The sequence below is a fragment of the Streptomyces pinistramenti genome, from assembly GCF_020564935.1.
GTDB lineage: Bacteria > Actinomycetota > Actinomycetes > Streptomycetales > Streptomycetaceae > Streptomyces > Streptomyces pinistramenti.
Genome location: NZ_JAJCXB010000011.1, coordinates 45,342 through 64,334, shown reverse-complemented (window position 1 = coordinate 64,334; position 18,993 = coordinate 45,342). Strand labels below are relative to the sequence as shown.

Annotated in this window: 15 protein-coding genes; 5 read left to right on the top strand and 10 right to left on the bottom strand. The window is 70.7% G+C overall.

Translation table 11 applies throughout. From position 1 onward, the window contains the following. Positions 1–28: 28 nt before the first annotated feature. From LIU39_RS10875 to LIU39_RS10855, 5 genes are all read left to right on the top strand, one after another. Positions 29–2,041 (top strand): CocE/NonD family hydrolase, encoded by a 2,013-nt coding sequence (locus LIU39_RS10875; RefSeq protein ID WP_227046433.1) that lies wholly within the window; start codon positions 29–31, stop codon positions 2,039–2,041. Positions 2,042–2,209: 168 nt separating this feature from the next. Beyond that, the gene (gene fahA, locus LIU39_RS10870; RefSeq protein WP_227046432.1) at positions 2,210–3,421 is read left to right on the top strand and encodes a fumarylacetoacetase; all 1,212 of its coding nucleotides are present in this window, start codon (positions 2,210–2,212) and stop codon (positions 3,419–3,421) included. Further along, the gene (locus LIU39_RS10865; RefSeq protein WP_227046431.1) at positions 3,418–4,143 is read left to right on the top strand and encodes a GOLPH3/VPS74 family protein; all 726 of its coding nucleotides are present in this window, start codon (positions 3,418–3,420) and stop codon (positions 4,141–4,143) included. Before fahA ends, LIU39_RS10865 begins: the two co-directional genes overlap by 4 nt. Positions 4,144–4,379: 236 nt before the next feature. Beyond that, positions 4,380–5,099, top strand: a complete 720-nt coding sequence (locus LIU39_RS10860; protein WP_227046430.1) for a DUF4232 domain-containing protein — start codon at positions 4,380–4,382, stop codon at positions 5,097–5,099. 148 nt (positions 5,100–5,247) lie between these two features. Beyond that, on the top strand, positions 5,248–5,739 hold the full coding sequence (locus tag LIU39_RS10855) for a hypothetical protein (protein ID WP_227046429.1): 492 nt from the start codon (positions 5,248–5,250) through the stop codon (positions 5,737–5,739). Between the two features lie 97 nt (positions 5,740–5,836). Here LIU39_RS10855 and nuoN read toward each other — a convergent pair whose 3' ends face one another. From nuoN to nuoE, 10 genes are read right to left on the bottom strand one after another with little or no spacing between them, the layout of a single operon-like run. Next, positions 5,837–7,489, bottom strand: a complete 1,653-nt coding sequence (gene nuoN, locus LIU39_RS10850; protein WP_227046428.1) for an NADH-quinone oxidoreductase subunit NuoN — start codon at positions 7,487–7,489, stop codon at positions 5,837–5,839. Further along, entirely contained in the window at positions 7,486–9,144 is a 1,659-nt protein-coding gene (locus LIU39_RS10845) for an NADH-quinone oxidoreductase subunit M (RefSeq protein ID WP_227046427.1), read from the bottom strand. The genes nuoN and LIU39_RS10845 overlap by 4 nt, the downstream gene beginning before the upstream one ends. Positions 9,145–9,147: 3 nt before the next feature. Continuing rightward, positions 9,148–11,031, bottom strand: a complete 1,884-nt coding sequence (gene nuoL / locus LIU39_RS10840) for an NADH-quinone oxidoreductase subunit L (RefSeq protein WP_227046426.1) — start codon at positions 11,029–11,031, stop codon at positions 9,148–9,150. Positions 11,032–11,044: 13 nt separating this feature from the next. Then, a complete protein-coding gene (gene nuoK, locus LIU39_RS10835) occupies positions 11,045–11,344 on the bottom strand; it encodes an NADH-quinone oxidoreductase subunit NuoK (protein WP_227046425.1) in 300 nt (99 codons plus the stop codon). Continuing rightward, positions 11,341–12,198 carry an NADH-quinone oxidoreductase subunit J gene (locus LIU39_RS10830; RefSeq protein WP_227046424.1) on the bottom strand — a complete coding sequence of 286 codons (858 nt, stop codon included), beginning with the start codon at positions 12,196–12,198 and terminating at the stop codon, positions 11,341–11,343. Before LIU39_RS10830 ends, nuoK begins: the two co-directional genes overlap by 4 nt. Continuing rightward, positions 12,195–12,812, bottom strand: a complete 618-nt coding sequence (gene nuoI / locus LIU39_RS10825; protein WP_308409365.1) for an NADH-quinone oxidoreductase subunit NuoI — start codon at positions 12,810–12,812, stop codon at positions 12,195–12,197. The genes LIU39_RS10830 and nuoI overlap by 4 nt, the downstream gene beginning before the upstream one ends. Next, the gene (gene nuoH / locus LIU39_RS10820; RefSeq protein ID WP_227046422.1) at positions 12,805–14,202 is read right to left on the bottom strand and encodes an NADH-quinone oxidoreductase subunit NuoH; all 1,398 of its coding nucleotides are present in this window, start codon (positions 14,200–14,202) and stop codon (positions 12,805–12,807) included. Before nuoH ends, nuoI begins: the two co-directional genes overlap by 8 nt. After that, positions 14,199–16,706 carry an NADH-quinone oxidoreductase subunit G gene (locus LIU39_RS10815; RefSeq protein ID WP_227046421.1) on the bottom strand — a complete coding sequence of 836 codons (2,508 nt, stop codon included), beginning with the start codon at positions 16,704–16,706 and terminating at the stop codon, positions 14,199–14,201. Before LIU39_RS10815 ends, nuoH begins: the two co-directional genes overlap by 4 nt. Then, positions 16,703–18,058, bottom strand: coding sequence for an NADH-quinone oxidoreductase subunit NuoF (gene nuoF / locus LIU39_RS10810; RefSeq protein ID WP_227046420.1), 1,356 nt, complete (start codon positions 18,056–18,058; stop codon positions 16,703–16,705). Before nuoF ends, LIU39_RS10815 begins: the two co-directional genes overlap by 4 nt. Then, complete coding sequence (gene nuoE, locus LIU39_RS10805; RefSeq protein ID WP_227046515.1) at positions 18,058–18,987, bottom strand: NADH-quinone oxidoreductase subunit NuoE; 930 nt, start codon at positions 18,985–18,987, stop codon at positions 18,058–18,060. Before nuoE ends, nuoF begins: the two co-directional genes overlap by 1 nt. Positions 18,988–18,993 lie beyond the last annotated feature (6 nt).

Below are 18,993 nucleotides of genomic sequence, written 5' to 3'. Positions count from 1 at the left end.
CGCCCGCTGACGCACCTGGGAACGCCTCATGCACCTCCGTACCGACTTCCCCCACCAGACCTTCCGCGAGGACGTCCGCATCCCGCTGCCGGACGGCACCCGGCTCTACGCCCGCATCTGGCGCCCCTACGGCAGCCGCCCGGTACCCGTCCTCCTGGAATACCTGCCGTACCGGCTGAGCGACTGGACGGCGCCCCGCGACGCCCAGCGCCACCCCTGGTACGCCGGGCACGGCTACGCCTCCGTACGCGTCGACGTGCGCGGCCACGGCAACTCCGACGGCCTGCCGACCGACGAGTACTCCGAGACCGAACTGGCCGACGGACTCGCCGTCATCGAGTGGCTGGCCGCACAGCCGTGGTCCACCGGGAACGTCGGCATGTTCGGCATCTCCTGGGGCGGCTTCAACAGCCTCCAGCTCGCCGCCCGCGCCCCCGAGGCCCTGAAGGCGATCGTCACGGTCTGCTCCGCCGACGACCGCTACGACAACGACGTGCACTACATGGGCGGTTCGGTGCTCGCCGTCGACATGCACGCCTGGGCCGCGACGATGCTCGCCTTCGTCTCCCGGCCGCCGGACCCGGCGCAGGTCGGCGACGCCTGGCGGGAGACCTGGCGGGAGCGCCTGGAAGCCGTCGAGCCGCTGATCCACACCTGGCTGGCCCACCAGTCCCGCGACACCTACTGGCAGCACGGCAGCGCCTGCGAGGACTACTCCGCCGTCAAGGCCGCCGTCCTGGCCGTCGGCGGCTGGCACGATCCGTACCGGGACACCGTCCTGCGGCTGATCGAGCACCTGGACGCGCCGGTGCGCGGCATCATCGGCCCCTGGTCACACCAGTACCCCGACCGTGGGCTGCCGCCGGGGCCCGCCATCGGCTTCCTCCAGGAGACGCTGCGCTGGTGGGACCGCTGGCTGAAGCCGGACGCCGACCGGCCGGCCGGTGAGCGTGACGTCATGGACGAACCGCTGCTGCGGGCCTGGATCAGCGAGTCGCACCCGCCGGCCACCGTCTACCAGGAGCTGCCCGGCCGGTGGGTCGGCGACGCCGCCTGGCCGTCGCCCCGGGTGACCCCGACCGTGTACCCGCTGCCCGGCGACCGCCCCCGGCCGGTGTGCTCGCCGCAGCACACCGGGGTCGACGCGGGCCGCTTCTTCCCGTTCGGCAACGACGCGGACCTGCCGCCCGACCAGCGCGAGGAGGACGGCCGCTCGGTCTGCTTCGACCTGCCCGAACTCACCGAGCGGACCGAGATCCTCGGCCGTCCCCGGGTCCGGCTGCGGCTCACCTCGCAGGCGACGCGCGGCCAGGTCATCGCCCGGGTCTGCGACGTCGCCCCGGACGGCTCGTCGACGCTGGTCACCCGCGGGGTCCTCAACCTCGTCGCCCGGCACGGACGGGACCGCGCCGTGGACTGGGAACCGGGCGCCACGGAGGACGTCACCTTCGAACTGAACGGCATCGGGCACGCCTTCCCGCCCGGCCACCGCATCCGCCTCGCGCTGTCCTCCGCGTACTGGCCGTGGATCTGGCCGCACCCGGACGGCTCGGGCTGGACCGTCGATCCGGCCGCCTCGTCGCTCGAACTGCCGGTGCGGGGCACCGGGTCCGACGGCGGGCCGATCGCCTTCGAGGCGCCGGAGCAGGCGGCGCCGCTGGGCGTGGAGTACCCGCAGTCCGGCGAAGTGCGGCCGGAGCGGCGGGTGGTGCGCGACGTGGCGGCGCAGGAATGGGTCCTGGAGGTCGATCCGCGGTACGGCGGCACCCGGGTGTACCCGGACGGGCTGGAGTTCACCGAGGACGCGCTGGAGACGTACCGGATCAGGTCGGGGGATCCGACCAGTGCGCGTACCCGCTCCGACTGGTCGGTCCGGTTGCGCCGGCCGGAGATCGGCTGGGATGTGCGGGTGGCCACCCGGTCCGAAATCAGGGCGGACGCCGGGGAGTTCGTGGCCGTGAACGAGGTGGTGTGCCATGACGGGGAGGAGGAGATCTTCCGGCGTCGGTGGCAGCGGGGGATTCCGCGGACTGCGGGGTGACCGGCCGCATCGGCGGCCGCCGGCCGGTGGTCCCCTTCCCGCATCCCGCCTCGCCCTTCTGTGCGGGCGGGGGTTTTCCACAGGCCGCACGTGGGGTGGCGGGGCGGTCGTACTCTGTGCGGCGGGGGCCCACCGGCCCGTCGGTTACGTAGAACGCGAGGAGCTGTCATGACCGAGCAGAGCCCGTTCGACCTGGCGGAAGGCGATCCCTTCGGCCCGCACACCCTGCCCTACGGCGTCTTCAGCACCGCTGCGGCGCCCGCGCTGCGCCGGATCGGGGTCCGGTACGGCCGCCATGTGCTGGACCTGAGCGCGTTGCCCGATGCCGTACGGCCCGAGCATGCCGATGTCCTTCAGGCGCCGACGCTCAACCCGCTGCTGGCCGCGGGGCGTTCGGTGTGGCAGGAGGTCCGTGCGGCCGTACGGGCTGCGGTGACCGATCCCGCGCACCGCAGCGCGATCACGCCGCTGCTGCATCCGCTGGACGAGGTGACGCTGCACCTCCCGTTCGAGGTCGCGGACTACGTCGACTTCTACGCCAGCGAACATCACGCCACCAACGTCGGCAAGATCTTCCGCCCCAACGACGCCGCCCTGCCCCCGAACTGGAAGCATCTGCCGATCGGTTACCACGGCCGGGCCGGCACCATCGTCGTCAGCGGCACGCCGGTGGTGCGTCCCCACGGGCAGCGCAAGGCTCCCGCGGATGCCGTTCCGTCGTTCGGGCCTTCGGTCCGGCTCGACATCGAGGCGGAGGTCGGCTTCGTGGTCGGCGCCCCCTCCACGCTGCACGAGCCGGTCGCCCTGGGCGCCTTCCGTGACCACGTCTTCGGCGTCTGCCTGCTCAACGACTGGTCGGCGCGGGACATCCAGGCGTGGGAGTACGTCCCGCTCGGCCCGTTCCTCGGCAAGTCCTTCGCCACGTCCGTCTCCGCCTGGATCACGCCCCTCGACGCCCTGGACGACGCCCGTACCGCCCCGCCCGCCCGGGAACTGCCGCTGCTGCCGTACCTCGATGACGCGGCGGCCGAACCGGGCGGCATCGATCTGCGCATCGAGGTGCGCATCAACGGCGAGACGGTCTCCCGCCCGCCGTTCTCGACGATGTACTGGACGGCCGCCCAGCAGCTGACCCATATGACGGTCAACGGCGCCTCGCTGCGTACCGGCGACCTCTACGCGTCCGGCACGGTCTCCGGCCCCGAACCGGACCAGCTCGGCTGCCTGCTCGAACTCACCCAGGGCAAGGGGCCGTACCTCCAGGACGGCGACGAGGTCACCCTCACGGCCTGGGCGCCGGGCCCGGAGGGCGCCCGGATCGGCCTGGGCGAGGTCACCGGCCGCATCCTGCCCGCACGGGACACCGACCCCGGGGCATGAACGGGCCGCCGGACACACTCACCCTCGCCGAGGAACTGCTGCTGCTCGCCCTGGATCCGGTGCGCGGCCGGATGGCGGTCAAGCCCTCCTTCCTCCGGTACGGCACAGCGGGCGCGGCGCTCGCCGACCTGGAGGCGGCGGGGCGGATCGCCGTCGAGCGCGGTGACCGGGTGGTGGTGGTCAATCCGCTGCCGCTGGGCGATCCGGTGCTGGACGGCGCGCTGGCCCTGCTGCCGGCGCCCGGGAAGGGCAACGGGGGCGCGCCTGCGCACCGTTGGGTGTGCTCCGCGGGCCGATCGCTCATCGGGCTGTGCCTGCGGCGGCTGGAGGAGCGTGGCGCGGTCCGCAGGGAGTCCCGGCGGGTGCTGGGGATCCTTCCCTACGAGCGGTTCCCCGCGGGGCCGGTGGACCTGGGCGGCCCGGTACGGGCGCGCTTCGCCGCACGGGCACAGGCAGGGGCGCTGGCCAGGGAGCAGGCACGGGCCGGGGGCGGGCGGGAGGCCGCCGCGGCCGTGGCCCGGGTGTACGCCGAGCCCCGCGCCCGGATGCTCGGGGCGCATGCGTCGGCGGTCACCCTGGACGCGAAGCTGCTGCGGGACGGCGTATACCGGCCGCTGCGGCGGGAGTTGCGCGCGATGGCCAAGGCGGAGTGGACGTCGCGGGCCGCACTGCGCGCCGTCCAGCGGGACCGGAACGCGGCGAATGCGGGGGCCGGTGGCTAGGCGGCTTCGCCAGGTGGGGGCGTCGTGCCCCTGACCTCGCTGACGTGCAGGGTTGTCGTCACATCACGGATCTCCAACCTCTGCGTAACGGCCATGTATGCAGGGTTTGCAAGGGGGATGCGGGGCCGTAGCGTCACTGTCCGCGTGATCAAAAAATCTTGCTCGTGACGCTCTTGAGGCTGGGGAGGCTTGGGGGTTGCCGGCAGGGGCAGCAACCTTTACCTGGAGGCATAGCGATGCGCGTTCAGAAAATGCCGGTACTCGCCGTGGCTGTGGTCGCGGCCGGTCTCTCGCTCACGGCGTGTGACGGCGGCGGCAGCAAGGACGCGTCTTCGGCCGCGAGCGCGGCTCCCTCGCAGAGCGCGGCGGACGGTGGCACAGCGACACCTGAAGGCGGATCGCCCTCGGCCTCGCCCAAGGAGTCGACGTCGGCTTCCCCCAAGGAGTCGGCTTCGGCCTCGGGTTCGCCGGAGACGTCGGCTCCGGCGAAGAAGCCGGCTTCGGACTCCCATTCCGCGAAGGTGACGAAGCCTGCTGCCGAGGCGAGCGCGCCACGGCAGTCGGCGCCCACCGGCTGCAAGACCTCCCATCTGAAGCTGAGCGCCTCCGGCGGGAAGGCTGAGGGGCAGGTTCTGATACATCTCAAGAACACGGGCTCCGCGACGTGTTCGATGCAGGGTTTCCCCGGTGTCGACCTCAAGTCGCAGTTCGGCAGCTACAGCGCGGAGCGCACCACATCCGCCGCGCCGCGCGTGACGCTGCGGACGGGGCAGGACACCCGGTTCACGCTGCGCTTCCCGCCGAACCACTCGGGCGGCAGCGGGCTGACCTTCACCAGCATGGTGGTCACCCCGCCCAACGAGACCCACTCCCGCACCCTGAAGCTCTACATCAACGTTCCTGCCACCGACTCCGCCATGCACATCACCGTGAGCCCGGTCGGCGCCGACAAGTAGCCCCCGGTGGCCCACCGCGCAGGCCGGCACTACCGGGAGGCAGGGGCGGATGCGGGATCTCCCGCCCGTCTCCGGACACCCGCTCCCGGTGGCCGGCCGGCTGCTAGCCTCACGTCTCCCTGTTCCACCACCGACCGAGGAGACGTACGTGCGCAAGGCAGCGCAGATCGCCGGAGCGGCCGCCCTCGCCGCGATACTGCTCAGCGGCTGCGGCAGCAGCGGCGACAGCAACTCCGGGAACAAGGACGGCAAGCAGCCGGAGCCGACGGCTCCCACAGCGCCGGACGGCGCGGGCAAGCCCGCCGACGGCGGCTCTCTCGACGGTGCCTGGCAGACGGAGTCGGCGGGCGATCCGCTCATCCTGGCCATCAGCAACGGGACGGTGGCGCTCAGCCAGGGCCACAAGACCGCCTGCCTGGGCAAGGTCGAGAAGATGGGCGGCATGGCCGTGGCCGCGCTCAAGTGCACCACCAAAGACGACACCCGCACGATGGGCACGCTCACGCCCGGCTCCGACGGCACGTCCCTGACCGTCAGCTGGAAGGGCGGCCCCACCGAGAAGTACGCCCGGTCGACCGACGGCAAGGTGAAGATTCCCGACCTGCCGGAGCTGCCCAGCGGCGTGCCCAACGGCAGCTGAGGGCGACGAACACGGGCGACGCACGAACGGCCGCCGCCCGGCACCTGAAGTCGGTGCCGGGCGGCGGCCGTTCGTGTCTGGGACGGGCGGTGCGGGATCAGCGGACGAAGACGCTCGCCTGGCCCGCCAGATCGAGGAAGTACTGCGGTGCCACGCCGAGTACGACGGTGACGGCGACGCCGATCGCGATGGCCGTCGTGGTCAGCGGGCTGGGCACCGCGACCGTCGGGCCGTCGGCCTTCGGCTCGCTGAAGAACATCAGCACGATCACCCGGATGTAGAAGAACGCGGCGATGGCCGACGAGAGCACACCGATGACGACCAGCCAGCCGGCGCCGCTCTGCGCCGCGGCCTTGAACACCGCGAATTTTCCGGCGAAACCTGAGGTCAGCGGGATGCCCGCGAAGGCCAGCAGGAAGACCGCGAAGACCGCGGCCACCAGCGGCGAACGCCGCCCGAGACCCGCCCACTTGGACAGGTGCGTCGCCTCGCCGCCGGCGTCGCGCACCAGGGTGACGACGGCGAAGGCGCCGAGCGTCACGAAGGAGTACGCGGCAAGGTAGAAGAGCACCGAGGAGATGCCGTCCTCGCTGGTGGCGAGGACACCGGCCAGGATGAAGCCGGCGTGCGCGATGGAGGAGTAGGCCAGCAGCCGCTTGATGTCGGTCTGGGTGATGGCCACGATCGCACCGGCCAGCATGGTGATGATCGCGACGCCCCACATCACCGGCCGCCAGTCCCACCGCAGCCCAGGCAACACCACGTACAACAACCGCAGCAGCGCTCCAAAGGCGGCGACCTTCGTGGCGGCAGCCATGAAGCCGGTGACCGGCGTGGGGGCACCCTGGTAGACGTCCGGCGTCCACATGTGGAACGGGACGGCGCCGACCTTGAACAGCAGGCCCATCAGCACCAGCGCGGCGCCGATCAGCAGCAACGCGTCGTTGCCCATGGTGCCGGCCAGTGCCGGGTCGATCTGCTTCGCGCCGTCGGCGACGACCTCGGCGATGCCGGCGTAGGTGACCGTCCCGGCGTAGCCGTAGAGCAGGGCGATGCCGAACAGGAGGAACGCCGAGGAGAACGCGCCGAGCAGGAAGTACTTGAGCGCGGCTTCCTGCGACAGCAGCCGCTGGCGGCGGGCCAGCGTGCACAGGATGTAGAGCGGGAGGGAGAAGACCTCCAGGGCGATGAAAAGGGTCAGCAGGTCGTTGGCGGCGGGGAAGACGAGCATGCCGCCGACCGCGAACAGCACGATCGGGAAGACCTCGGTGGTGGTGAACCCGGCTTTGACGGCTTCCTGTTCGGCCTTGCCGCCGGGCACCGCCGCGGCCTGCGCGGCGAAGGAGTCGACCCGCTTGCCGTGCGACGCCGGGTCGAGCCTGCGCTCGGCGAAGGTGAACACGGCGACCAGCGAGACCAGCAGAATGGTGCCCTGGAGGAAGAGCGCGGGGCCGTCGACGGCAATCGCGCCCATGGCCGCGACATGCGCCTTCGACGTGCCGAAGCCGCCGGCCGCCAGGCCGATCACCGCGGCGAACGCGGCGGCCAGCGCCACCACGGACAGCAGCAGCTGGGTGTGATAGCGGCTGCGGCGCGGCAGGAACGCCTCGACGAGGATGCCGAGGACCGCGGCGCCGAGGACGATCAGGGTCGGGGAGAGCTGGGCGTACTCGATGTGCGGCCCCGGGATCCTGCCGGGCGCATCGGCCGCCGTCATCCACAGGCTGTGGACAGTCGCCACGGAACTCACTTCGCGGCCTCCGCATCGTCACCGTGCGTGGCATGGCCGGGCCGGCTGCCGCCGGTGGTGGCGTCCACGTGTACGTCGGGCTTGGGGTCCTGCTTGTCCACGACGGAGAGGGTGTGCTCGACCGCCGGGTTGACGAGGTCGGTCAGCGGCTTCGGGTACACCCCGAGGAAGAGCAGCAGCGCGATCAGCGGTGCCACCACCACCAGCTCCCGCACCCGGAGGTCCGGCATCTTCCGGACCTCGGCCTTCACCGGTCCTGTCATCGTCCGCTGGTAGAGGACGAGGACGTAGAGCGCGGCGAGGACGATGGCGGCGCTGGCGATGATGCCGATCACCGGATAGCGGCTGAACGTGCCGACCAGTACCAGGAATTCACTGACGAACGGGGCGAGGCCGGGCAGCGAGAGGGTGGCCAGGCCGCCGATCAGGAACGTGCCGGCGAGGACGGGGGCGACCTTCTGCACCCCGCCGTAGTCCGCGATCAGGCGCGAGCCGCGGCGGCTGATCAGGAATCCGGCGACCAGCATCAGCGCGGCGGTCGAGATGCCGTGGTTGACCATGTAGAGGGTGGCGCCGCCCTGGCCCTGGGAGGTCATCGCGAAGATGCCCAGGATGATGAAGCCGAAGTGGGAGATCGAGGCGTAGGCGATCAGGCGCTTGATGTCCCGCTGGCCGACCGCGAGCAGCGCGCCGTAGAGCACGCTGATCAGGGCGAGGATCAGGATGACCGGGGTGGCCCACTTGCTGGCTTCGGGGAAGAGCTGGATGCAGAAGCGGAGCATCGCGAACGTGCCGACCTTGTCGACGACTGCGGTGATCAGCACGGCGACCGGCGATGTCGACTCGCCCATGGCGTTGGGCAGCCAGGTGTGCAGCGGCCACAGCGGCGCCTTCACCGCGAAGGCGAAGAAGAAGCCGAGGAAGAGCAGGCGTTCGGTGCCGGCGCCGAGGTGCAGGTGCCCGGCGGCCCGTGCCTCGACGATCTGCGGCAAGGAGAAGGTGCCGGCGCCGAGTTGGTCGGCGGTGGCGGCGTACAGCCCGATGACGGCGGCCAGCATGATCAGGCCGCCGGCGAGGTTGTAGAGCAGGAACTTCACCGCGGCGTAGGACCGTTGGGTGGCGGCCTGCTCCTCGCCGTGCTCCCCCGCGCCGTCCCCGAAGCCGCCGATGAGGAAGTACATCGGGATCAGCATGGCTTCGAAGAAGAGGTAGAAGAGGAAGACGTCGGTGGCCTCGAAGGAGATGACCACCATCGCCTCGACGGCCAGGATCAGCGCGAAGAAGCCCTGGGTGGGGCGCCAGCGACGGTTGGGGCGTGTCTCTTCCAGGGGGTCGGCGTCGTGCCAGCCCGCCAGGATGACGAACGGGATCAGCAGGGCGGTGAGCGCGATCAGGGCGACGGCGATGCCGTCCACGCCGAGTTCGTAGCGGACGCCGAAGTCGGCGATCCAGGCGTGCGATTCGGTCAGCTGGAAGGGGCCCTTGGCGCCCGGTGTGAAGCGGATCGCGATCACGAGGGCCAGCACGAAGGTGGCCAGCGAGAAGGACAGCGCCACCCACTTGGCGGCGGTGCGCTTGGCCGCGGGCAGCGCGGCGGTGGCGACGGCACCGACCGCCGGCACCACGGCGGTGGCCGTCAGTAGGGGAAACGACATGGCTCAGACACCCCTCATCAGCAGGGTCGCGGCGACGAGCACGGCCGCCCCGCCCAACATCTGGACTGCGTACGAGCGGACGAAGCCGCTCTGCAACTGGCGCAGCCGGCCGGAGAGTCCGCCCATCGTGGCCGCGGTGCCGTTGACCGCGCCATCCACCAGCGAGTGGTCGAGGTAGACCAAAGTGCGGGTGAGGTGTTCGCCGCCGCGCACCAGGACGACGTGGTTGAAGTCGTCCTGGAGGAGGTCGCGGCGGGCGGCGCGGGTGAGCAGCGAGCCGCGCGGGGCGACGGCGGGGACGGGCTTGCGGCCGTACATCAGCCAGGCGAGGCCGGCACCGACGAGCAGCACCACGATGGTGGCGGTGGTGGTGGCCGTCGCGCTGAGCGGTGAGTGGCCGTGCTCGAAGGAGGTGACCGGTTCCAGCCAGCTGACGAACGCGTCGTTGATGCTGAACAGGCCGCCGGCGAAGACCGATCCGACGGCGAGCACGATCATCGGAATCGTCATGGTTTTGGGCGACTCGTGCGGGTGGACCTCCTGCGGATCCCAGCGCTTCTCGCCGAAGAACGTCATCAGCATCACGCGCGTCATGTAGAACGCGGTGATCGCGGCGCCCAGCAGGGCCGCTCCGCCGAGGATCCAGCCCTCGGTGCCGCCCTTGGCGAAGGCCGCTTCGATGATCTTGTCCTTGGAGAAGAAGCCGGACAGGCCGGGGAAGCCGATGATCGCGAGGTATCCGAGGCCGAAGGTGATGAAGGTGACCGGCATGTACCTGCGGAGGCCGCCGTAACGGCGCATGTCCACTTCGTCGTTCATGCCGTGCATCACGGATCCGGCGCCGAGGAAGAGGCCCGCCTTGAAGAAGCCGTGAGTGACCAGGTGCATGATCGCGAAGGCGTAGCCGATCGGGCCGAGGCCGGCCGCCAGAATCATGTAGCCGATCTGCGACATCGTCGAACCGGCCAGCGCCTTCTTGATGTCGTCCTTGGCGCAACCGACGATCGCACCGAAGAGGAGCGTGACGGCGCCGACCACGACGACGGCCATCTGGGCGTCCGGAGCGGCGTTGAAGATCGCCCCGGAGCGGGTGATGAGGTACACGCCGGCGGTGACCATGGTGGCGGCGTGGATCAGGGCCGAGACCGGGGTCGGGCCCTCCATCGCGTCGCCCAGCCAGGACTGCAGCGGCACCTGGGCGGACTTGCCGCAGGCGGCCAGCAGCAGCATCAGGCCGATGGCGGTCAGCTTGCCCTCTCCGGTGTCACCGGTCGCGGCGAGCACCGGGCCGAAGGCGAAGGTCCCGAACGTGGTGAACATCAGCATGATCGCGATGGACAGGCCGACGTCACCGACGCGGTTGACGAGGAACGCCTTCTTGGCTGCGGTGGCGGCGCTGGGCTTGTGCTGCCAGAACCCGATGAGGAGGTACGAGGCGAGGCCGACGCCCTCCCAGCCGACGTACAGCAGAAGGTAGTTGTCGGCGAGGACGAGCAGCAGCATCGCCGCGAGGAAGAGGTTGAGGTAGCCGAAGAAGCGGCGGCGCCGCTCGTCGTGCTCCATGTAGCCGATCGAGTAGATGTGGATCAGCGATCCGACACCGGTGATCAGCAGGACGAAGGTCATCGACAGCTGGTCGAGCTGGAAGGCGAGGTCGGCGCGGAAGCCGCCGACCGGGATCCAGCTGAACAGGTGCTGGTGCAGGGCGCGGTCCCCGGCGCTCTTGCCGAGCATGTCGGCGAAGAGCACCGCGGCGACGGCGAACGAGGCCACCGCCAGGAGCGTGCCGATCCAGTGGCCTGCGCGGTCGAGCCGTTTTCCGCCGCACAGCAGCAGGGCCGCACCGACCAGCGGTGCCGCGACAAGCAGCGCGATCAAGTTCTCCACTTTGTGCGACCCCTTACAGCTTCATCAGGCTGGCGTCGTCGACCGAGGCCGTATGACGGGTGCGGAAGATCGTCACGATGATCGCCAGGCCGACCACGACCTCGGCCGCGGCGACGACCATCGTGAAGAAGGCGATGATCTGGCCGTCGAGATTGCCGTGCATCCGCGAGAAGGTGACGAAGGCGAGGTTGCAGGCGTTGAGCATCAGCTCGATGCACATGAACACCACGATGGCGTTCCGCCTGATCAGCACCCCGGCCGCGCCGATGGTGAACAACAGGGCGGCGAGATAGAGGTAGTAGACCGGGTTCATTTGCTGGCCTCCTCCTTCGGCTCCGCCGGCGTGGGCGACTGCGCGGCCGGAGGCTTCGGCTCCGTCTCGCGGCCCAGCCATTCCGTGGACCGCTGTTCCAGTGCCTTCAGTTCGGCCAGCGCCTCCCCGGAGACGTCCCGGATCTGGCCGCGGCCGCGCAGCGTGGGGTTGACGGTCAGTTCGGACGGGCTGCCGTCGGGCAGCAGGCCGGGGATGTCCACGGCGTTGTGCCGGGCGTAGACGCCGGGGGCGGGCAGCGGCGGCACCTGCTTGCCCGCGCGGACCCGCGCCTGGGACTGCTCGCGCTGGGATGCGGGGCGTTCCGTGCGCTCCCGGTGGGTGAGCACCATCGCGCCGACGGCGGCGGTGATCAGCAGGGCGCCGGTGATCTCGAAGGCGAAGACGTACTTCGTGAAGATGAGGGCGGCCAGGCCCTGGACGTTGCCTCCGGCGTTGGCCTCGCCCAGGCCGTTGAACTCCTTGAGCGAGGCGTTGCCGATCCCGGCGATGAGCAGGATGCCGAAGCCGATGCCGAGGCCCGCGGCGAGCCAGCGCTGGCCCTTGAGCGTCTCCTTGAGGGAGTCGGCCGCGGTGACACCGACCAGCATGACGACGAACAGGAACAGCATCATGATCGCGCCGGTGTAGACGACGACCTGGACGACGCCGAGGAAGTACGCGCCGTTGGCGAGGTAGAACACCGCAAGGACGATCATGGTCCCGGCGAGCGACAGGGCGCTGTGCACGGCCCGCTTCATCAGGATCGTGCACAGCGCGCCGGTGACCGCGACGGTGCCCAGGATCCAGAACTGCACGGCCTCGCCCGTGGAGGCCGCGGCGGCGAGGGAGTTCATCGTTCGATCACCTCCGGCGATGCGGGCTCGTTGTCCCCTGCCGTGTGGGCCGCCTCCTGGGGCATCTCGCCCTTGGTGCGCGCGACCTGCCGAACGGTGCCCGGGGCCGCCTCGCTCACCAGGCCGTTGTAGTAGTCCTTCTCCGTCATCCCGGGGAAGATCGCGTGCGGCGTGTCGACCATGGTGTCCTCCAGGCCGGCGAGCAGCTCTTCCTTGGTGTAGATGAGCGATTCGCGGGACCTGTCGGCGAGTTCGTACTCGTTGGTCATGGTCAGGGCGCGGGTCGGGCACGCCTCGATGCACAGGCCGCACAGGATGCAGCGCAGGTAGTTGATCTGGTAGACGCGGCCGTAGCGCTCCCCGGGGGAGTAGCGCTCCTCGGGGGTGTTGTCCGCGCCCTCGACGTAGATCGCGTCCGCCGGGCAGGCCCAGGCGCAGAGCTCGCAGCCGATGCACTTCTCCAGGCCGTCGGGATGGCGGTTGAGCTGATGGCGGCCGTGGAAACGCGGCGCCGTCGGTTTCTTCTCCTCCGGGTACTGCTCGGTCAGCCGCTTCTTGAACATGGCCTTGAAGGTCACGCCGAAGCCGGCCACAGGGTTCTGGAACTCAGGCACCGTCGCCCCCCTTTCCGTCGATTCCGTTTCCGTCACTGACAGTGTCCACCCCACCACTGACAATCAACTCGCGCTCCTGGCTCGGCCGTCGGCGCGGCGCGGGCGGCAACTCCTGTCCTGGCAGCGGCGGCACGGGGAAACCACCGGCCATCGGGTCGAACGCGCCGTCGGCCCCGTCGCCCTCACCGGCCGGCTCCGCCTCCTTCTCGCCCCGCCGGAAGAAGTCCACGACGAGGGAGATGAGCAGCAGGGCGACCGCGGCCCCGGCGACGTAGAGGACGATCTGCTGGAAGGCGTAGCCCTCGTTCTTCAGTGCGCGGACGGTCGCCACCAGCATCAGCCAGAGCAGCGAAACCGGGATGAGGACCTTCCAGCCCAGCTTCATGAACTGGTCGTAGCGCACGCGCGGCAGCGTGCCGCGCAGCCAGATGAAGAAGAACAGCAGCAGCTGCACCTTGATGACGAACCAGAGCAGCGGCCACCAGCCGTGGTTCGCGCCCTCCCAGAACGTCGAGATGGGCCAGGGTGCCTTCCAGCCGCCCAGGAAGAGGGTGATCGCGACCGCCGACACGGTGACCATGTTGATGTACTCGGCGAGCATGAACATCGCGAACTTGATGGACGAGTACTCGGTGTTGAAGCCGCCGACGAGGTCGCCCTCGGACTCCGGCATGTCGAACGGCGCGCGGTTGGTCTCGCCCACCATCGCGACGATGTAGATGAGGAAGGAGACCGGCAGCAGCAGGACGTACCACCTGCTCTGCTGCGCCTCCACGATCGTCGACGTCGACATCGACCCGGAGTAGAGGAAGACCGCGGCGAACGACATGCCCATCGCGATCTCGTAGGAGATCATCTGGGCGCACGAGCGGAGCCCGCCGAGCAGCGGGTACGTCGAGCCCGACGACCAGCCCGCCAGGACGATGCCGTAGATGCCGACCGAGGCCGTGGCCAGGATGTAGAGGATGCCGATCGGCAGGTCGGTCAGCTGCATCGGGGTGCGCTGGCCGAAGATCGAGATCTCGTTGTCCGCGGGGCCGAAGGGGATCACCGCGATGGCCATGAAGGCGGGGATCGCGGCGACGACCGGCGCCAGGATGTAGACCGCCTTGTCGGCCCGCTTGACGACCAGGTCCTCCTTCAGCATCAGCTTGATGCCGTCGGCGAGCGACTGGAGCATGCCCCAGGGGCCGTGCCGGTTGGGGCCGATGCGCAGCTGCATCCAGGCGACGACCTTGCGTTCCCAGACGATCGAGAACAGCACGGTCACCATCAGGAACGCGAAGCAGAAGACCGCCTTGATGACGATCAGCCACCACGGGTCGCGGCCGAACATCGACAGGTCTTCCTGCGCCAGCGCGCCGCCGCCGAGGGCGAGTTGCTGCATCATGCGTCCACCTCCTTGGCCGGCCCCGGCGCACCGGGGACGGCGGAGACCTTCACCAACTCACCGGGGAGCGCCCCGGTGTCGGCCGCCACGCCGCCGCCCACGGAGTTCAGCGGCAGCCACACCACCCGGTCGGGCATCGGCGTGACCTGCAACGGGAGGTGGACCGCGCCCGCGGGGCCGGTGACCGCCAGGAGGTCGCCGTCCTTGACGCCGGTCTCCTGGGCGGTGGCCCGCGACAGCCGGGCCACGGCCGCGTGCCGGGTACCGGCCAGCGCCTCGTCGCCCTCCTGGAGCTTTCCCTGGTCCAGCAGCAGCCGGTGCCCTGCGAGCACCGCCTCGCCGGCCTGGGGGCGGTGCGCCGGCTGCCCGCTCTCCAGCGGCTCCGGCGCGTACGGCCCGCTCCGGCCGCCGAGCCGGTCCAGCTCGCGGCGTACGGCGTGGAGGTCCGGCAGCGCCAGGTGCACGTCGAGGGCGTCGGCGAGCATGTGCAGGACCCGGGCGTCCGGCAGCAGGTGCCTGCGGGTCATCTGGTCCGGTTTGAGCGCGGCGTCGAACATCCGCGCCCTGCCCTCCCAGTTGAGGAAGGTGCCGGCCTTCTCCACGACGGCCGCCACCGGGAGGACCACGTCCGCGCGTTCGGTCACATCGGACGGCCGCAGTTCCAGGCTGACCAGGAAGCCGACCTCGTCCAGCGCGGTCCTGGCGCGGGCCGGGTCGGGCAGGTCCGCGAGTTCCACGCCGCCGACCAGGAGGGCGCCGAGTTCGCCGGTCGCCGCGGCCTCGATGATCTGGCCGGTGTCCCGTCCGTGCCGGCTGGGGAGCTGGGCCACGCCCCAGACGGCGGCGACCTCGTCGCGCGCCCTCGGGTCGGTGGCCGGCCGGCCGCCGGGCAGCAGGCCGGGCAGCGCGCCCGCCTCGACGGCGCCGCGTTCACCGGCCCGCCGCGGGATCCAGACCAGGTGGGCCCCGGTGGCGGTGGCGGCGCGGACCGCCGCGGTGAGCGCCCCCGGTACCGTCGCGAGCCGCTCGCCGGCCAGGATGACGGCGCCCTCGGCCCGCAGCGCCTCGGCTGCCGCATGGCCCTCGCCCTCCAGGCCGACGCCGCCCGCGAGCGCGTCCAGCCATTCGGTCTCGGTGCCCGGTGCGGCCGGCAGCAGGGTGCCGCCCGCCTTGATCAGGCCCCGCGAGGCGTGGGTGGCGAGGCCATAGGTGCGCTGGCCGTGCTTGCGGTGCGCCTTGCGCAGCCGCAGGAAGACGCCGGGCGCCTCCTCTTCCGCCTCGATCCCGGCGAGCAGGACGGCTGGCGCCTTCTCCAGGGCGGTGTACGTGACCCCGCTGCCGTCCAGGTCGCGGCCGCGCCCGGCGACCCTGGCCGCCAGGAAGTCGGCCTCTTCCGCGCTGTGCGCGCGGGCCCGGAAGTCGACGTCGTGGGTGTCCAGGGCGATCCGGGCGAACTTGGCGTAGGCGTACGCGTCCTCGACGGTCAGCCGGCCGCCGGTCAGGACGCCGGCGCGGCCCTTGGCCGCCGCCAGTCCGCGGGCCGCCGCTTCCAGGGCCTCGGGCCAGCTGGCCGGCTCCAGGGCGCCGGATTCCGCGTTGCGCACCAGCGGGGTCTCCAGCCGGTCACGCTGCTGCGCGTACCGGAAGCCGAACCTGCCCTTGTCGCAGATCCACTCCTCGTTGACCTCGGGGTCGTCGGCGGCCAGCCGCCGCATCACCTTGCCGCGCCGGTGGTCCGTACGGGTCGCGCAGCCGCCCGCGCAGTGTTCGCACACGCTCGGCGACGACACCAGGTCGAAGGGGCGGGAGCGGAAGCGGTAGGCGGCGGAGGTGAGCGCGCCGACCGGGCAGATCTGGATGGTGTTGCCGGAGAAGTACGACTCGAACGGGTCGCCTTCACCCGTGCCGACCTGCTGGAGGGCGCCGCGTTCGAGCAGCTCGATCATCGGGTCGCCGGCGATCTGGTTGCTGAAGCGGGTGCAGCGCGCGCACAGCACGCACCGCTCGCGGTCCAGCAGCACCTGGGTGGAGATCGGCACCGGCTTCTCGAACGTCCGCTTCTTGCCGTCGAAGCGGCTGTCCGGGGCACCGACCTGCATCGCCTGGTTCTGCAGCGGGCATTCGCCGCCCTTGTCGCAGACCGGGCAGTCCAACGGGTGGTTGATCAGCAGCAGTTCCATCACTCCGCGCTGGGCCTTCTTGGCCACCGGGGAGGTGAGCTGCGACTTGACGACCATGCCGTCGGTGCAGGTGATGGTGCAGGAGGCCATCGGCTTGCGCTGGCCCTCGACCTCGACGATGCACTGGCGGCAGGCGCCTGCCGGGTCCAGCAGCGGGTGGTCGCAGAAGCGCGGGATCTCGATGCCGAGGAGTTCGGCGGCGCGGATGACCAGCGTCCCCTTGGGGACCGAGATCTCGATGCCGTCGATCGTCAGGGAGACGAGGTCTTCCGGCGGTTTCGCCGCCTCGCCGCCCCCGTTGGGAGCATTGGTCGTGACGGTCATGCATTCACCCCCAGGTGAGCGTCGTTGTCGGCCCAGACGGTCGACTTGGCGGGGTCGAAGGGGCAGCCCTTGCCGGTGATGTGCTGCTCGTACTCCTCGCGGAAGTACTTCAGCGAGGAGAAGATCGGCGAGGCGGCGCCGTCGCCGAGGGCGCAGAAGGACTTGCCGTTGATGGTGTCGGCGATGTCGTTCAGCTTGTCGAGGTCGTCCCTCACGCCCTTGCCGGCCTCGATGTCGCGCAGCAACTGCACCAGCCAGTAGGTGCCTTCGCGGCAGGGTGTGCACTTTCCGCAGGACTCGTGCGCGTAGAACTCGGTCCAGCGGGTCACCGCGCGGACGACGCAGGTGGTCTCGTCGAAGCACTGGAGCGCTTTGGTGCCGAGCATCGAGCCGGCCGCGCCGACGCCTTCGTAGTCGAGCGGGACGTCGAGGTGCTCGTCGGTGAACATCGGGGTCGAAGAGCCGCCCGGTGTCCAGAACTTCAGCCGGTGGCCGCGCCGGATACCGCCGCTCATGTCGAGCAGCTGGCGCAGCGTGACGCCCAACGGGGCTTCGTACTGGCCGGGGTTGGTGACGTGGCCGCTGAGCGAGTACAGCGTGAAGCCCGGGGACTTCTCGCTGCCCATCGACCTGAACCAGTCTTTCCCCTTGTTCATGATGGCGGGAACCGACGCGATGGATTCGACGTTGTTCACGACAGTGGGGCAGGCGTACAGGCCCGCCACCGCAGGGAAGGGAGGACGCAGCCGGGGCTGTCCGCGACGGCCCTCCAGTGAGTCGAGCAGCGCGGTTTCCTCACCGCAGATGTACGCGCCGGCGCCCGCGTGCACGATCACGTCCAGGTCGAGGCCCGACCCGAGGATGTCCTTTCCGAGGAAGCCCGCCGCGTACGCCTCACGCACCGCCTCGTGCAGCCGCCGCAGGACGGGCACGACCTCACCACGCAGGTAGATGAAGGCATGGTTCGACCGGATCGCGTGAGCGGCGATGACGATCCCCTCGATGAGGGAATGCGGGTTCGCGAAGAGGAGGGGGATGTCCTTGCAGGTCCCGGGCTCCGACTCGTCGGCGTTGACCACCAGATAGTGCGGTTTGCCGTCGCCCTGCGGGATGAACTGCCATTTCATGCCGGTCGGGAAGCCGGCGCCGCCGCGGCCGCGCAGTCCGGCGTCCTTGACGTACGCGATGACGTCGTCCGGGGCCATGGCGAGGGCCTTGCGCATGCCCTCGTAGCCCTCGTGCCGCCGGTAGGTCTCCAGGGTCCAGGAGTCGGGCTGGTCCCAGAAGGCGGACAGGACCGGCGCGAGGATCTTCTCCGGGCTGGTCTCGTTGATCTCGGCTGCCACCGTCATCACTCCCCCTCCTCGACTGCGGGCCCGGCCGTTTCGTCTCCGCGGGGCGTGGCCCCTCCCTCCGGGGTGGCGGGAGAGGGGCCGGCCTGGTCGGACGCCGAAGTCTGCTGTGGCGCGTCGTGCGAGCTGGGGTGCCCGCCCGGCGCTTCGTCGGACGGGCGGCCGGACGGCGGTTCGCCCGTGGTCGGTGCATCGGCGCGCGGCGCGTCCGGGGTTCCGTCCGCCGTGGCGCGTGGCGCGATGACGTGGTCGGGGCCGCGTCCGGCGACGGGCTCGCCCTTGGCCAGTCGCAGGCCGACCAGGGAGGCGGGGCCCGCGCCGCCGGTGGCCTCGACGGCTCCGGGGCGCCGGTCGGGGAAGCCGGCCAGCATCCGCGCCGTCTCCTTGAAGGTGCACAGCGGCGCACCCCGGGTGGGCTCGACGGTGCGTCCTGCCCGGAGGTCGTCGACCAGCTGCTTGGCGGACTGCGGCGTCTGGTTGTCGAAGAACTCCCAGTTCACCATCACGACGGGCGCGAAGTCGCAGGCCGCGTTGCACTCGATGTGTTCGAGGGTGACGGCGCCGTCCTCGGTGGTTTCGCCGTTGCCGACGCCGAGGTGTTCCTTGAGTTCGTCGAAGATGGCGTCGCCGCCCATCACGGCGCAGAGCGTGTTGGTGCAGACCCCGACCTGGTAGTCGCCGCTCGCCCGGCGGCGGTACATGGTGTAGAAGGTCACGACCGCGGTGACTTCGGCGGTGGTCAGGTCGAGCTGTTCGGCGCAGAAGCGGATGCCGGTCCGGGTGACGTGCCCTTCCTCGGCCTGTACGAGGTGCAGCAGCGGCAGCAGCGCCGAACGCGGGCCGGGATAGCGGGCGATCACCTCCCTGGCGTCGGCGTCGAGCCGGGCCCGTACGTCGGCCGGGTAGTCGGGGGCGGGGAGCTGAGGCATGCCCAG

What these genes read in the sequence shown, in the direction of transcription:
- LIU39_RS10875 (WP_227046433.1), top strand. Translation starts at nt 29, where the DNA reads ATGCACCTCCGTACCGACTTCCCCCACCAGACCTTCCGCGAGGACGTC.
- fahA (WP_227046432.1), top strand. Translation starts at nt 2,210, where the DNA reads ATGACCGAGCAGAGCCCGTTCGACCTGGCGGAAGGCGATCCCTTCGGC.
- LIU39_RS10865 (WP_227046431.1), top strand. Translation starts at nt 3,418, where the DNA reads ATGAACGGGCCGCCGGACACACTCACCCTCGCCGAGGAACTGCTGCTG.
- LIU39_RS10860 (WP_227046430.1), top strand. Translation starts at nt 4,380, where the DNA reads ATGCGCGTTCAGAAAATGCCGGTACTCGCCGTGGCTGTGGTCGCGGCC.
- LIU39_RS10845 (WP_227046427.1), bottom strand. Translation starts at nt 9,144, where the DNA reads ATGTCGTTTCCCCTACTGACGGCCACCGCCGTGGTGCCGGCGGTCGGT.
- nuoK (WP_227046425.1), bottom strand. Translation starts at nt 11,344, where the DNA reads ATGAACCCGGTCTACTACCTCTATCTCGCCGCCCTGTTGTTCACCATC.
- LIU39_RS10830 (WP_227046424.1), bottom strand. Translation starts at nt 12,198, where the DNA reads ATGAACTCCCTCGCCGCCGCGGCCTCCACGGGCGAGGCCGTGCAGTTC.
- nuoH (WP_227046422.1), bottom strand. Translation starts at nt 14,202, where the DNA reads ATGATGCAGCAACTCGCCCTCGGCGGCGGCGCGCTGGCGCAGGAAGAC.
- LIU39_RS10815 (WP_227046421.1), bottom strand. Translation starts at nt 16,706, where the DNA reads ATGACCGTCACGACCAATGCTCCCAACGGGGGCGGCGAGGCGGCGAAA.
- nuoF (WP_227046420.1), bottom strand. Translation starts at nt 18,058, where the DNA reads ATGACGGTGGCAGCCGAGATCAACGAGACCAGCCCGGAGAAGATCCTC.
- nuoE (WP_227046515.1), bottom strand. Translation starts at nt 18,987, where the DNA reads ATGCCTCAGCTCCCCGCCCCCGACTACCCGGCCGACGTACGGGCCCGG.